Origin of the sequence: Longispora fulva (assembly GCF_015751905.1) — a bacterium.
Classification (GTDB): domain Bacteria; phylum Actinomycetota; class Actinomycetes; order Mycobacteriales; family Micromonosporaceae; genus Longispora; species Longispora fulva.
In genome coordinates this window covers 2,254,502-2,268,552 of record NZ_JADOUF010000001.1, presented here as the reverse complement: position 1 = coordinate 2,268,552, position 14,051 = coordinate 2,254,502, and the positions used below count along the sequence as shown (strand labels likewise).

The following is a 14,051-nucleotide window of genomic DNA, read 5'->3' as shown; positions in this document are numbered from 1 at the left end:
CACCACTAGAGGTCACGTCAAGGTGTTGGCTCTGATGGCCCGAGATCTGAACTAATCGTGGGCTGCACCGGAACCGAAGTTCTGGTGCAGCCCACTTCGCGCTCCCATCACACGTTGTCAGGGTCATGGGAGCCGGCACGTCAACTCAAGCCCTAGCCTTTGCCGCCGCCCACCGGCGGCGCGTCCGGACCGCCCCAACAGTTCCCGCAACCCGGGTCCGGGTCCTGGGGTACATGCCCGAACATGCTGAGCCGGTGATCATTGGGCGCGCCGACGGCGACCCGCACACCTGCCCCGTCCGGGTAGGTCCGCACAGTCCAGCAGTGCACGGACCACTCGCCGGGATGCACACACACATCGGTGACATTGGCCGTAGACAGCCTCAAGGTGCGGGTCACCTCCTGGTAGCCGCGCGCAGTGCTGAACGCGGCGCCGGCCACGTCGGCGTCCAGAGCGTCGCCGGCCACAGTCCGGTGTACGCCGAACGCCGGCAGGCCGGAAAATTCCCAGGTGCTGGATGGGGAGCAGTACCTCAGCCACGCGGACACCGTGATCGAGCCGCCGCCGTTGTTCTGGACCGAGGTGATCTGCCCGGAGTTGTCCTCACCGGCCGCGCAGGGTCCGTCGGGCCCGCTCGCCGCGGCCGGCCCGGGCACGGTCAGCGCCGCCGTGGTGATCGCCGTCGCGACGGCAGCCAGAACTCTGATTCGCATCAACTTTCCTTTCCGAGGGGTGAGGACAGATCGTGTCCGAGGCGGCCCAGCGCGTGCCCCAGCGCGAACCGGGTGTTGACGCCGAGCCGGTCCATGACCGAACGAATGGTGTACTGCAACGTTCGCGCGCTCAGACCCAGCGTCCGGGCCATCGCCGCATCGGTGTGCCCTTCCAGCAACAGCCGCATGATCGCCTGCTCGCGGGGGTTGAGGGGGGTTGTGCCGGCGTGCTCGCCATAGGACACGGCCCGGTCCCACGCCTGTTCGAACATCGCGACCAGCGCGTCGACCACCACCGGTTCGTCGACCTCGACCGCGCCGAGCTGGGTGTTCGCCGGATCCATCGGGAGCAACGCCACCCGCCGGTCATAGATGATCATTTTAGCGGGTACCGTGGCCAGCACCCGCTGCCGCGCACCCAGTCGGGCGAGTTCGTTGGTGTGCTCGCCGAAGCCCCCGCCCGCCGCCGTGGTGTGCTCCAAGGTGCGCAGTCGGACGCCACGGGCCAGCAGGTCAAGGTCCAACGGGGCCGCCGCGGCCACGGCTGCTGGGTCATAGATCGGCTCGGGCGCCATGGCGAGGTGTTCGAACCGCTCGCCGGCGGCCAGTTGTGCGATGCGGCCACGGACCGCCGCCCCGCCGTGCAGCGGGGTCAACCCGGTCTTCTCCCCGGCGAAGCCGGTCAGTTCCCTGACCCGGGCGTATCCGGCGAGAGACGCCCGCCGCTGCTGTTCGACCGCGCGGGCGTGCGCGGCGTTCAGGTGTCGCTGCCGAACCGAGTCGAGGAAGCCGCTGGCACTGTGAGCCCGCCACCGCCGACCACCCTCACTGGACGACTCTCCCGCGACGGCCCCGCAGGCGGCGAGCTCCTCACAGGCCAACCGAGCCGCCCGAACCCCCAGGCCCAACTGGACCGCGAGACCCGACGCCGTCTGAGGTCCCTGACTGACCAGCGTGCGATAGACCAGATCCGCCTGCGCGCTCAGCCCCCATCGGGTCAGAACCGGAATCACCGCCTCCCCTTCCCCCTCGTTCCGCACCCGCGACATTCCCCTGTCACGGGGCCATAGTGCACGATGCCCGCAGAGCGGACCAGCAGGATATCCGGCCGCCAGGAACATTGCATACCGCTAGCTGGGAATTTCTCATTCCGTAAACCTTATTGAAACCTGACCTCGTGATTATCCACCCATTTTCGGCACCACAGTAAGCGCTATCCCGCGATGAAGGCGTTTTGAAGGCGGCTTCCGCTAAGGTGGGTTCCCCCCAGGTCAGGTTCCTACTCGCCGCCGGGCTCCGACCGAAACTCGTGGCGCGGCAAAGGCGATGACCATATGGCAGAAACACTGGCCGCCCACACCCGCTCCAGATGAGCCGCAACCTGGCTCACACGGTCCAAGGAGCTCCTGATCGCTCTCCGAATTGCGTTTCAACAAATGGCGCGAACTATTCTGAACACCGACAGGGAACGCTCACGCCGAGACGGACGCCAACGTCGGCCATCACCCAGGCGCCAGGCACAGCCGGACCTCCACGGGCGGCTGCCACTACGACACCGTTGCGTGTGCATCCATGGTCTGAAGGTTGCGGCTTGGTTCAGCCTCGCGGAGGCGCGGACTGTTGGCTGTCGGATCTTCTGGTGAGGCCGGGTGCAACGGATCGCCGGTCTAGTGCGCCCTGCACAGTGTGACTGTGGTTTCCGAGCAGTGGGTCGATGACGCGGTGTTCGCGGCGACCTACGCCGCGCAGTTCGCGTCGTTGGTCCGGTTGGCGTACGTGACGACGGGTAGCCTGAGTGTCGGTGAGGACGTGGTGCAGGACAGTTTCGTCGACCTGTACCGGCGCGGTGCGGATGTTCGTGACCCGGTGCCGTGGGTGCGCCGGGCGGTGGTCAGCCGGTGCACGTCCTGGGTCCGCCGCCGGGTGCTGGAACGCCGGCACGCCTACACCGACCTGCCCGACGTGCCGGCGTTGAGCCCCGATGTGGTGGCTGTCCGGGCCGCGTTGGCCCGGTTGCGGCCCCGACACCGGGCCGCCGTCTTTTGTCGGTACTACCTCGATCTGCCTGAATCCGCCGTCGCAGAGGCGTTGGGGTGTCGGCCGGCGACTGTCCGGTCGCTGCTGCACCGCGGCCTCGCCGTTCTCCGGGAGCATCTCGATGACTGACCAGCATGTACGCGACGGGCTACGCGGGTTCGTCGAACTCGTGCCGGTGCACCCGAACCTGGCCGCCGTGCTGGCACCCCGGCCGCGCCGGCCCCGCAGGGCCTGGCTGGTGCCCGCGTTGGCCGCCGCCGCCGTGCTGGCCGTGCTGACGCCGGTGGTCGCGCTGCCCGACGCCCCGCCACCGCCCCGGCCGGCGGACGGCGGCATCACCCTGCCCCGGCAGTTCCCCGCGCACTCGACCAGCATTCCGCTGCTGGCCGACGCGCCGACGGGCCCCGCGATCGCGTTCTACCGCCAGAGCGTCGGTCACGTGGACTTCGACCACGGCGAGGCCTACGTGGCTGGTGCCACGGCCGACACGTACCGGCGGCTGGGCATCAAAGAGGAGTCCGGCGCCCGACTGTCCCCGGACGGCACCCGCCTCGCGCTCGGCGACTGCTCCGGCAAGAACCCCGTCGTCACGCTGGTCGACCTGGCCACTGACGCACGGCGGACACTGCGCCTGGATCCGCCCAGGGTCAAGGCCTCCCAGGGTTGGTCCACGGTCACGGCCCCCCGGGCCTGGTCACCTGACGGCCGCTACCTCGTGGTCAGCACCTACGCCGACACATTTTGCAACATCCCGGTAATTTCCGGACCGTTGTGGCTACTGGACACCGAGACAGGCAGCTACCACCAACTCGCGGCCGACCAGAAGCCAAGCCCCAACCGGCCGACCCTGGTCGCGTTCGCCCCTGACGGCAAACGGATCGCGGTCCAGCTCGACACCCGGCTGACCATCATGGACCTTGACGGCCGCACGATCCGCGAACTAGACGTGCCACCTGGTCAGGAAATCGCTGGAGCGCAGGCCTGGAGCCCCGACGGCACCCTGTTGGTACTCATCACCCAGCAAGGACGCATCCTGCCCGACCCCAACTCCCCACCGATGATCGCGTTCCTCGACGCCACCGGCACCGCGGCCACCGTGCCCGCACCCGTACACGCCGGGTTCGTCATCCCCGCCTGGCGCAACCCGGTACTGGGCTGGAAGGACCCCGGCACCTTCCTGGTGCTGGTGTCCCTCACCGGAAAGGACTACGCCAGCGCTGAGGCCGACAACCCCCGCATCCTCCAGTTTCACGTCACCGGAGGCGGTGCCGAGGTCCTGGCCACCCTGCGACCGGGCCCCGACCGGAGCGTCGCCGCGACGGACGTCCAACTCGCCGTGGCCCTGGTGCCGGCCATGGGCACCCGCGCCGGCCCACCGGCAGCCACCCGACCCCGCCCCCGCTGGCTGACACCCGCCATCGTCGCGGGCGCCCTCACGCTGCTCGCCGGGGGATGGCTGATCGTCCGCCGAATCCGCACCCGGCGACCCTGACCCCACCGGGCCACCGGGCCCCGCGTCCCTGCCGGTTCGGTCGTGCTTCAACCTCGTGGTATGGCGTCCCATGGACCGTGGCTGCGGTGAAGCCGAGATGAAGGCGCGTCCGGCGAGCATGAGATCACCATCGATTGAGGAGGAGATCATGAGGGTGTCAGGAACGGTGGGCCGTCGTCTCGCCCGGGCCGGGGTGGTGGCCGTGGCGGCCCTGGTGGCCACCACCGGGGCGGTCGCGGGGGGCACCCCGGCGTTCGCGTCGGGCCACGGCGAGGGCTGGTACCAGGTGTGGGGCACCAACATCGCGGTGCGCGCCGACACGGGCGAGCAGTGTGACCTGCGTCCGGGCCCGTGGAACTGTCCCACGGTCGTGACCCGGGTCAGCGCGCCGCAGAACGTCTACGTGCGTTGCCAGAACAGCACTGGGCAGGTCGTGGGCGGTAACCCCTATTGGGTGTGGGTCAACACATATGACGGGGAATTCGGCTGGATGGCCAGCTACTACCTGACCAACGCCTCGAACCGGATCGACGGCGTGCCGGACTGCTGACCCGGCCCGCGCGCCCGGTCAGGCCCCGGAGCCTGACCGGGCGTCAGCCGTTCCCCGCAGGAGCGCCACGAACCCGAGAATATCGTCGTGACCTTGGCGGCATCCGGTCTGTTCATACAGGGCCGCGGCCCTGTCGGCGGCGTCGAGAGCCTCCGCCGTGGCGCCCCGGGCGAGGCACTGCTCGGCCGACGCCTCCCATGCCCGCAGCTCCAGAATCCGGTACTGGTACCGCCGGGCCTCGCCGAGCGCGTGCCGGAGGTGGTTGCCGGCAGGGGTCAGCTGACCGGAGGCGAGCTGCGCCTGGGCGAGGGCGGTGCGGACCGCGATGGCCTGGCGGTGCTGTTCTGCGTCGCGGGCCAGGTCCCACGCCTCGGTCAGCCGGTCGACGGCGAGGTCGGGGCTGCCGAGGCGCAGGTGGATCGTTCCCAGAGTGGTCAGGGCGTCGATCATCGCGGCGCCGCTGTCGATTTTCGTCGCGAGGGCCAGCGCGGCGGTGGCGTCGGTCAGGGCGCGATCCAGGTCGCCCTGGTCGCGCCACAGGGCGGCGGTCGCGGCCAGGACCGTGGCCTCCGTGAGCCGGTCGCCGACCCGGCGGCTGTTGTCCAGCGACCGGGCGAACGCCGCGGCGGCACCGTCGAGGTCGCCGAGGAGGTGCAGGCACGCCGCCTGGGCGTGCGGGCTGTGCGGGTCTGTCGTGTCCTGGCCGAGTTCGGCACGGATGCCCGCTGAGCTGTCGGCGCACCGGCGGGCCTCTTCCAGTCGGCCCGACGCGCACAGGGTGTTGGCGAGGTTGCTGAGTTTGGTCGCCGTGCCCTGCGGGTTGCCGTGCGCCCGTTCCAGGTCCGCCGCGCGGGTGAAGCAGTCGACCGCGAGGTCCAACCGGCCGGTGTCGGTGTAGAGCAGGCCCAGGTTGTTGAGCGACGGCGCGTTGTCGGCTTGGCGGCCACAGCCGTCGCGCAGCTCGATCGCCCGGACGAACTGCTCCCGGCCGCTGTTCCGCTGGCCCCGGTCGAGGTGCAGGTGGCCGAGGGCATGATGCATGATCGCCAACCCCTGAGGGTCGTCGGCGGCGGACGCGGCGGTCATGCCGGCGTCGATCAACGTGTGCCGGTCGTCGTGGCGGCCGGTGAGACTCAGGAAGACGCGCAGCGCGTCGGCGAGGAGCCACACCGGTCGGGTGATCCCGAGGCGCGCACCGTGGCGGACCGTGAGCACGAGATTGGTGCGTTCGCTGTCGAGCCAGGCCAGCGCCTCGCCCTGGTCCGCGAACGCGTCGACGCCGTCCGTCGACGCCGTGGCGGGTTGCACAGCCCACGGGTACAGCCGCGCGCTGGCGTCCAGCACCTTGCGGGTGAAGCGCGCCATGAGCCGTTCGACGGCGCCCCGCCGGTCGGCGGGGGACTCCTCGGCGGCGGCGCGTTCGGCCGCGTACAGGCGCAACAGGTCGTGGAAGGCGAACCTGCCCGGCGTCATGCGCTGTAGCAGGCTGCGGGCGGCCAGGTCCTCCAGGAGCCACTCGGCGTCGACGGGGTCGACGTCGAGGACGGCGGCGGCCCACTCGCCGGTCACGTCCGCGCAGGCCAACAACCCCAGGGCACGAAACGCCCGCCGGGTGCCCGGCTCCAGCCCCTGGTAGGACAGGTCAAACGTGCCCCGCACGGCGGCCTGACTGTCCCCGGCGATGGCCAGCCTACTGAGCCGACGGTCGGAACTGAGGTCCCCGACGTGGTCGGCGACGGTGCGGTGCGGGTGCAGCGCGAGGTTGGCCGCCGCGATCCGCAACGCCAGCGGCAACCGGGCGCACAGCTCCACGAGTTCGTCGACGGCGGCCGGCTCCGCGGTCGTCCGGGCCCCGCCCAGGGCGTCGGCGAGCAGCCGCACGCTGGCGTCGGGGGTCAGCAGGTCCAGCGTCGTGACGGACGCGCCGTGCCGCACCGCGAGGCCGCGCAGCTCGTTGCGGCTCGTGACCAGCACGGCGCTGCCCGCCGTCCCCGGCAGCAGGGCTTCGACCTGCTCGGCGTCGGCCGCGTCGTCGAGCACCAGGAGAACGCGCCGGTCGGCCATCCGGGCCCGCAGCGCCGCAGCCCTCGCCCCGGCGCCGGTGGGCACCGCCGTGGCGTCCAGCCCGGAGAACACCAGCAGCTCGGCCAGCAGCTCGGCGGGATGACGCGGCGCGGCCGACCCGCGCAGGTGCAGAAACCACTGCCCGTCGGGGAACGTGGCCCGCAGCTGGTGGGCGGCGGCCACGGCGGTCGCGGTCTTGCCCACCCCTGGTGAGCCGGTGACCACCACGATCGGCACCCCCGACGCGCCCAGCCGCGCGCGCAGCAGGGCGCGGTGCTCATCGCGCCCCACCAGGCGGGTGTTGTCCGGGGGCAGGCAGCACACCGTCAGCCACGGCTGGACCAGAACGCGCGGGCCGGGCTGGCCGACGCCGGTCAGGCCGGGATCGGCGGACAGGATGGCACGGTGCAGGTCCCGCAGCTCCGCCGAGGGATCCAGGCCCAGCTCCTCGGCGAGCAGCGCGGACACGTCCCGGAAGGCGGCCAGCGCCTCGGACTGCCGGCCCGAGCGGTACAGCGCCAGCATCAGCAGGGCCCACCGCCGCTCCCGCAACGGCTCCTCCGTGGTGAACCGGCGCAGCACCGCGATCACGTCCGCGTGGTGACCGAGGGCCAGCTCCGCCTCGGCCCACCGCTCCTGGGCGACGGCGCGCCGCTCCGCCAACGCCACCACGTCGACCAGGTGCAGGGTCTCCGCGTCGATGCCCGCGCAGGCCGGACCCCGCCACAGTTCCAACGCCTCGTGCAGGACCGCGGACGTGCGCTCCGGGCTCGGTGCGCTCTCGGCCTCGGCCACCAGCGCCTCGAACCGCGAGACGTCGAGCTGATCGGGATGCAGCCGCATCCGGTACCCGTCAGGTGTGGTCTCGATCGTCGCCCCGCCCGGGCCGAGAGCCTGACGCAACCGGGTGACGTAGGTCTGCACCGCCCGGCGGTCGTTGGCCACAGAGGAGGGCCCCCACAGGCACTCGGCGAGGTGGGCCACCGGCACCGGCTCGTTGCGGCGCATCAGCAGCACGGCCAGCAGCGCCCTGAGCCGGGGCGCCCCGAGGTGCACGGGTGCGCCGGCCACGATGATCTCCAGCGGCCCGAGGAGCCGGAAACGCGGCGGATCCACAACGGGCAGGCCCATTCCATGACCCTAACCCATCGGCGTCGGGCACCGCCTCGTCGCCCGCTCGCCCCGGCCGGTTGCGATGGTCGGCCTGTTCGGCCGGTGAATGCGAGATGAAGGCGGACCCTGCGAGGGTACGAACACTGGAACCCTCACACCACGGAGCGTCACCTATGGAGTTCGTGCCCCTCAACCCCACGGACGGGATCTACCCGGCCAGCGACGACTACGTCCACGCGGTGGAGGTCCGCGGCGCCGGCCGGCTCGTGTTCGTCTCCGGAACGATGGGCCTGGACCACAGGGGCCTGCCCGGCGCCACCCTCGACGAGCAGCTCGACCTGGTGTGGTCGAACGTCCGGACGATCCTGGCGGCCGCGGACATGACCGTCGATAACATCGTCCGGCTGTGGAGCTACCTGCGGGACGTGTCCTACGCCGAGGCCAACGCCGCCGCCCGGATCCGGGCCCTGGGCGGGCGCAGGGTGCCGACGACCGCGATCGTCGCGCAGACGCTCAGCAGCGACTGGCTCGTCGAGATCGAGGTCATCGCCGCGGCCTGAGACCGAGGGGTGGCCGCCGGTGGGCGGCCACCCTCTTCGACATTTCTACGGGGCCAGCGTGGCCACGTGCAGGCTTCCGTTGGCGGTGCCGCCGGCCGCGACCGCCAGGATGCCTCCGTTGGCGTCCTCGACGTTCACGCCGGACCAGTTGCCCTCCTCGTACCGGATGTTGTGGTAAACGCTGCCGCCGATCAGCGTCAGCAGGTGGGTGCGGTCGGTGTTGGTTCCGGCCGCGGCGATGGCGGTGATCCGGCCGTTGCTGTCGACGATCCCGGCATTCGTCCAGTACGGGTGGCCTGCACCGGCGTAGCGCTCGTTGTGGTACACGCTGCCGCCCGCGAGCGTGTACAGGTGCAGGTCATCGGAGCCGGTTCCGGCCGCCGCGATGCCGGTGATGTGGCCGTTGCCGTCGGCGAGGCCGGCGCCGGACCAGGAGCCGTCGGCGTAGCGGATGTTGTGGTAGACACTGCCGTTGACCAGCGTGACCAGGTGCATGTTCCCATTGGCCATGCCGGCCGCCGCGATGGCCGTGATGTGGCCGTTGCCGTCGGCGAGGCCGGCCCCCGTCCATTGGCCGTTGGGGTGGCGGATGTTGTGGTAAACGGTGCCGTTGACCAGGGTCAGCAGGTGCAGGTTGCCGTCACCGCTGGCGGCTGCCGCGATGCCGGTGATGTGGCCGTTGCCGTCGGCGAGGCCGGCGCCGGACCAGTGACCGTCGGCGGCGTAGCGGATGTTGTGGTAGACGGTGCCGTTGATGAGGGTCAGCAGGTGCAGGTCGTTCGTTGTGGTACCGGCCTCGGCCACAGCGGCGATGTGGGTATTGTTGTCGGCGACCGACGCCCCCGACCAGTTGCCCTCCGGGTAGCGCAGGTTGTGGAACACCCGCCCGGACTGGGCGTCGACCACTCCGGCGGGACTGGTGTAGCCGATGACATCGCCCGTCCCGGGAGTGGCCCGGTTCTGGGTGACGCGACTGGTCATCTTGTCGTCGGACCCCTGGTTCCCGCCGATATAGGTGATGTCGGTGATGGAGCGGACCTCCGTGACGATGGCGACGTGGTAGATCCTGGTCCTGTCGTCGAAGGAGACGGCGTCCCCGACGCGGGGCACGTACCCGTCGCCGTACGGGTGCCAGGTGCCGTTGGCGACGCCGTAGGACTTGAAGTTGGCTGCGGCAGGCGACAGCCCGATGACGTTGACGCCGTTGTGGTCCCAGACCCACATGGCGAAGTCGGCGCACCAGTTCTCACCGCAGCTGGTGTAGTAGCCGGGGTTGCAGGGGCCGCTTCCGAGTTGACTTGCGGCGGTGTCGACGATCGCCGAGCGGGTGTCGGCGTGGGCCGGCGCGGCCCCGAGGGTGGTGAGGCCGGCGCTGGCGGCCAGGATCACCAGTACGGTAGCGAGGCGGCGTATCAAGCCTCGCCGGGTCGTTGATGACGTCATCGGTAGTCCGTTTCCCGTGTGTCAGGGTGCCGGCGCCGGTGGCGCAGGCCGGGATCCCCAGTGGATGCCCCTCGGCGGACCTTCCAGAGGCCGCATTCACAACGGATTCAGACGGCCTCGTCGCGGTGAAGTCGATTTGAAGCCGGACTGAATGCCTGATCCGGTGTGCTGTCCTCAGTCAGATGACAGCCATTCGAACGGAGACACACCCGATGAAGCTCACCTCCAGAACCTCGACCCCGCGACGCCTGCTCGCCACGGCCGCCGTGGCCGTGGCCGTGGCCGCCGGCATCGTCGGAGGCGGCGCGGCCCCGGCGTCGGCGGGATCGAACGGGTGCATTTGGATCGGGCCGTCCGACGGCAGTGGAAACATTAGGTTCCAGCAGGAATGCGGTGTTTCCGGCACATACCACATGGACGTGTGGGGCGCCGGGCACAGCAGAACCTCCACGGGCGGCTACTACTACAACGGCGGCACCGTGATCTCGGGCGTCAAGTGGGGCATCTCGAGTGGTCAGACCGTGTGTGCGGAGCTGTGGTACCACAAGCCCAGCGGCGGTTACGAGAGCCAGGGCCTGCCCTGCTGGACGCGTCCCTGAGGCAGCGGCTGTTCCCCGGCAGGCGGGCGCTCGGGGGCCCGCCAGCCGGCCATCCGGATGAACGAGGAGGAGTAGCGATGCTCAGGAAGATCGGTGTGGCACTCGCCGTGGTCGCAGGGATGCTCGTGCCGGCCACCGCCCATGCCGCAGCACCCGCGGCCCAGCCTTGGCCCGCCTATGGGTGGGCACAGTTCCGGGCGGAGGGCGTGCGGATCCGCTCGTGCGCGTCCACCGGCTGTCCCGCCCTGGGGCTGGGATACACCAGCCACTTCGTCAACTGGTACTGCTTCGAGTCCAGCAACGGCTTCATCCACATCCACGACAACACCACGGGCGTGGACGGCTGGTCGTCCGACAGCCTGCTGTGGTACGGCTGCGGATGACAGGACCGGTCAGTCGAGCCGCGCGGCTGCCACGACACGCTCGGCTCGAAGGACCGTGAGGACCCTGCCCAGGTCCTCGGCCAGGGCTGCCGCTAGCGCCGCGTCAGCCCTGGCCACCACCATCGCGCCCTCGACCGTTCGGGCTTCGGCCCGAGCGGCGAGGGCGTCGGCGAGTTGGGCCTGATAGCCGCCCGCCTCGGCGAGCGCCACCGCCTGGTCGAGGCAGCCGACAGCGTCGGTGGCCAGCCCGGCGGCGACGTGCACGTCGCCGAGTGTGATCAGGGCTTCGGCCTCCACGCGGGGGCGGCCCTCGTCCCGGCTGATCCGCACCCCGTCGAGGGCGTGGCGCAGCGCCTCGTCGCCCTCGCCGGTCGCGGCGTGGAGCTGGGCGGCGATCTGGTGGGCGGCGGACTCGTGCCGGCGGTTGGCGGTCCGCAGGGCCTCGACCGCGTCGGCCCGGGCCAGGTCGAGTTCGCCCTGGTGCCACAGGGCGTTAGCCCGGTTGATCAGGGCGGGGGCGTAGGCGGGGTTGCGAGAGTCGGTGTTGATCAGGTCGAGGCATTCGGTCGCGTGGTCGCGGGCCGCGTCCAGGCGGCCGAGGCTGACGTCGACCCGGCTCAGGTTGAGCAGCGCGTGGGCGACGTACCACGTCATGCCCGCGGCCCGGAAGATCTCGGCTGCCCGGGTGAGCAAGTCCACGGCCCGCCGGGCGTCGCCCTGGTCGGCGTAGGTGAGCGCGAGGTTGCCGGAGGCCATGGCCTCACCGAGCAGAAATCCGCTCTCCTGGTACCGCTCCAGCGCAAACACGTTGCCGGCCAGCGCCTCGGCGGTGCGGCCCTGGGCCTGGTGCGCCCCGGCGAGGCTGAACGCGGCCCCGCCCTCGGCAAGCCGGTTGCCAGCCCGGATAGCGGCGGCCCCGGCGGCTTCGGCGTTGGTCTGCCAATCGTGCAGGCGGGAATGCGCGGACAGGTACTTGCGCAGGATCTCCTCGAGCCGCCACGTGACGTCGTACGGCCCGGTCTCGGCGGCCCGCACGATCGTGGCGACCAGGTTCGCCCGCTCGGCGTCCAGCCACGCCCGGGCGTTGTCGGCGCCGGCGAACACGTCGACGGTGCGGGGGACCGGGGGTTCGACCCGGACCACGGCCGGGAACTCGTAGCCGATGGCCTCGTCGGCAACCTGCTGGTACCACCGGCACAGCCGCTCCCACCCGGCCGGGGACTGCGGATCGGTGGCGGCGAGCTCGGCCGCGTACACCCGAATCAGGTCGTGGAAGCGGAACCGGCCCGCGCCGTCGTCCGTGATGAGGTTCGCGGTGCCGAGCACGGTCACCAGCCGCCCGGCGATCGGGGGAGCGGCGTCGAGCAAGGCGGCCGTCGCCGCAACGGTGACATCGGTCCCGGCGCAGCAGCCGAGTAGTCGGAACAGTCGTCGTGCTTCGGGCTCCAGGGCCGCGTAGGCGACGTCGAACGCGGCACGTACCGCCAGGTCCGGCTCCCCGGGTACGGCGAGCCCGTCGAGCCGGACGGCCCGCAGTTCCTCGACGTACCCGGCGATGCCCGGTTCCGCTCGGCCCGCGAGGTTGGCCGCGGCGATCCGCAGCGCCAACGGCAGGTGCCCGCACTGGACGGCGAGGTCCGCGGCCGCGTCCGGCTCGGCGGCCACGACGCCGCCGAGGAGCCGACCGAGCAGTTCCGCCGAGGCGTCCGGCCCGAGCGGGTGGACCTTGAACCCGGTGGCCGTATGCCGGACCCGCAGCCCCGGCAGGTCTGCACGGCTCGTGACCAGCACGGCCGAGCCAGCGGTCCCGGGCACCACCGGCGTCACCTGGGCCGCGGTGCCGGCGTCGTCGAGGACCAGCAGCACCCGACGGTCGGCGAGCCGCGAGCGCAGCGCCGTTGCCCGGGGCTGCAGGCCGCGCGGCAGCCCGGCGGCCGCGAGCCCCGAGTTGACCAGCAACTCGCCGAGCACGTCCTCGACGTCCCGGGGCGCGGACGCGCCGTCGAGGCGGACGTACCACTGGCCGTCCGGGAACCGCGACCGCAACCGGTGCGCGACCGCGACCGCCAGGGCGCTCTTGCCGACCCCGGGCGGTCCCGACAACACGACCACCGGCACCCCGGCCCGCTCCTCATCGCCGCACAGCAGACCGATCACGGTCCGTGCCGCGTCGTCACGGCCGACGAGGTCGAGGGTCTCCGCAGGAAGCTGGCAGGCCGGTGACCACAAGGACGTCCGTTCCGGTTCGCCCGTCCCGGGGACAACCGGATCGAGGGCCGGGTCGGCGGCGACGATCCTCTGGTACACCTCGCGCAGCGCCGGGCCGGGATCGGCGCCCAGCTCGTCAGCGAGCCGGCGGGTCAGCGTCCAGTAGGCGGCGATCGCGTCCGCCTGCCGGCCCGACCGGTACAACACGATCATGTGCTGGGCCCACAACCGCTCCCGGAACGGGTGCTCGGCCGTCAACCCGGCCAGCTCGGCGACGAGCTGGGCATGCCTGCCGGCCGCGAGGTCGAGGTCGATCCGACGCTCCACCGCGGCCAGTCGGCGCTCGGTGACCACCCGCCCGTCCCGATCATGCAGCACGGGGGACGGCACGTCCTCGCAGACCGCGCCCCGCCACAACCCCAGCGCCTCGCGCAACAGCTCCGCCTCGCGGACCACGTTGTCGGCGGCCTCCGCCTCGACGAGCAGCGCGTCGAACTTCGCCAGGTCCAGATCGCCCGGCGACACGATGATCCGGTACCCGCCAGGCTCCGTCCGCACCGCCGCTCCACCGTCGGCGAGCGCGTCACGGAGCCGGGTGACGTACACCTGGAGGGACCGTCGCGGATCGGCTGGTTGGTCCTCGCCCCACAAACGTTCGGCGAGCACTCCGGCGGTCACCGGACGGTTCGCCCGCATGAGCAGGGTCGCGAGCAGCACCCGCAGCTTGCCGGCGCTGATCGGAACCGGTCGGCCGTCACGCGTGACGACGAGGGGACCAAGAACTGCGTACCGCATACCCAACACCCTACCGCTCGCCCCGCTGGCCAGCCCGGGGCGGTGACTGCGGGGCGTTGGCCTTCCTGCCAGCCGACGTGAAGGCGGGCGCATG

11 protein-coding genes are annotated in these 14,051 nt (G+C 71.4%); 6 read left to right on the top strand and 5 right to left on the bottom strand.

What is annotated here, in order from left to right:
- Positions 1-152 precede the first annotated feature (152 nt).
- On the bottom strand, positions 153-713 hold the full coding sequence (locus IW245_RS10010; protein WP_197002895.1) for a hypothetical protein: 561 nt from the start codon (positions 711-713) through the stop codon (positions 153-155).
- Entirely contained in the window at positions 713-1,726 is a 1,014-nt protein-coding gene (locus tag IW245_RS42140; RefSeq protein ID WP_197002894.1) for a helix-turn-helix domain-containing protein, read from the bottom strand. The genes IW245_RS10010 and IW245_RS42140 overlap by 1 nt, the downstream gene beginning before the upstream one ends.
- 679 nt (positions 1,727-2,405) lie before the next feature.
- On the opposite strand from IW245_RS42140, the gene IW245_RS10000 reads away from it, so the two are divergent.
- The 3 genes from IW245_RS10000 (at position 2,406) to IW245_RS09990 (ending at position 4,792) form a co-directional block, all read left to right on the top strand.
- Entirely contained in the window at positions 2,406-2,879 is a 474-nt protein-coding gene (locus IW245_RS10000) for a sigma factor-like helix-turn-helix DNA-binding protein (RefSeq protein ID WP_197002893.1), read from the top strand.
- A complete protein-coding gene (locus tag IW245_RS09995; RefSeq protein WP_197002892.1) occupies positions 2,872-4,242 on the top strand; it encodes a TolB family protein in 1,371 nt (456 codons plus the stop codon). The genes IW245_RS10000 and IW245_RS09995 overlap by 8 nt, the downstream gene beginning before the upstream one ends.
- Before the next feature lie 148 nt (positions 4,243-4,390).
- Positions 4,391-4,792, top strand: coding sequence for a hypothetical protein (locus IW245_RS09990; protein WP_197002891.1), 402 nt, complete (start codon positions 4,391-4,393; stop codon positions 4,790-4,792).
- A gap of 18 nt (positions 4,793-4,810) precedes the next feature.
- On the opposite strand, the gene IW245_RS09985 is transcribed toward IW245_RS09990, so the two are convergent.
- Positions 4,811-7,987 carry an AfsR/SARP family transcriptional regulator gene (locus IW245_RS09985; protein WP_197002890.1) on the bottom strand — a complete coding sequence of 1,059 codons (3,177 nt, stop codon included), beginning with the start codon at positions 7,985-7,987 and terminating at the stop codon, positions 4,811-4,813.
- A 155-nt stretch (positions 7,988-8,142) separates the two neighbouring features.
- On the opposite strand from IW245_RS09985, the gene IW245_RS09980 reads away from it, so the two are divergent.
- On the top strand, positions 8,143-8,529 hold the full coding sequence (locus IW245_RS09980) for a RidA family protein (RefSeq protein ID WP_197002889.1): 387 nt from the start codon (positions 8,143-8,145) through the stop codon (positions 8,527-8,529).
- Between the two features lie 45 nt (positions 8,530-8,574).
- Here the strand turns inward: IW245_RS09980 and IW245_RS09975 are convergent, their stop codons facing one another.
- Positions 8,575-9,918 (bottom strand): CHAP domain-containing protein, encoded by a 1,344-nt coding sequence (locus tag IW245_RS09975; protein ID WP_197002888.1) that lies wholly within the window; start codon positions 9,916-9,918, stop codon positions 8,575-8,577.
- Between the two features lie 266 nt (positions 9,919-10,184).
- Between IW245_RS09975 and IW245_RS09970 the strand changes: the two genes are divergently transcribed.
- Positions 10,185-10,571, top strand: a complete 387-nt coding sequence (locus IW245_RS09970; RefSeq protein ID WP_197002887.1) for a hypothetical protein — start codon at positions 10,185-10,187, stop codon at positions 10,569-10,571.
- A 77-nt stretch (positions 10,572-10,648) separates the two neighbouring features.
- A complete protein-coding gene (locus IW245_RS09965) occupies positions 10,649-10,954 on the top strand; it encodes a hypothetical protein (protein ID WP_197002886.1) in 306 nt (101 codons plus the stop codon).
- A 9-nt stretch (positions 10,955-10,963) separates the two neighbouring features.
- Here IW245_RS09965 and IW245_RS09960 read toward each other — a convergent pair whose 3' ends face one another.
- Positions 10,964-13,957 carry an AfsR/SARP family transcriptional regulator gene (locus IW245_RS09960; protein WP_197002885.1) on the bottom strand — a complete coding sequence of 998 codons (2,994 nt, stop codon included), beginning with the start codon at positions 13,955-13,957 and terminating at the stop codon, positions 10,964-10,966.
- Positions 13,958-14,051: the final 94 nt, after the last annotated feature.

Excerpts from the sequence above, each read along its gene's own strand:
- IW245_RS10010 (WP_197002895.1), bottom strand. The coding sequence starts at position 713 with ATGCGAATCAGAGTTCTGGCTGCCGTCGCGACGGCGATCACCACGGCG.
- IW245_RS09995 (WP_197002892.1), top strand. The coding sequence starts at position 2,872 with ATGACTGACCAGCATGTACGCGACGGGCTACGCGGGTTCGTCGAACTC.
- IW245_RS09990 (WP_197002891.1), top strand. The coding sequence starts at position 4,391 with ATGAGGGTGTCAGGAACGGTGGGCCGTCGTCTCGCCCGGGCCGGGGTG.
- IW245_RS09985 (WP_197002890.1), bottom strand. The coding sequence starts at position 7,987 with ATGGGCCTGCCCGTTGTGGATCCGCCGCGTTTCCGGCTCCTCGGGCCG.
- IW245_RS09980 (WP_197002889.1), top strand. The coding sequence starts at position 8,143 with ATGGAGTTCGTGCCCCTCAACCCCACGGACGGGATCTACCCGGCCAGC.
- IW245_RS09970 (WP_197002887.1), top strand. The coding sequence starts at position 10,185 with ATGAAGCTCACCTCCAGAACCTCGACCCCGCGACGCCTGCTCGCCACG.
- IW245_RS09965 (WP_197002886.1), top strand. The coding sequence starts at position 10,649 with ATGCTCAGGAAGATCGGTGTGGCACTCGCCGTGGTCGCAGGGATGCTC.
- IW245_RS09960 (WP_197002885.1), bottom strand. The coding sequence starts at position 13,957 with ATGCGGTACGCAGTTCTTGGTCCCCTCGTCGTCACGCGTGACGGCCGA.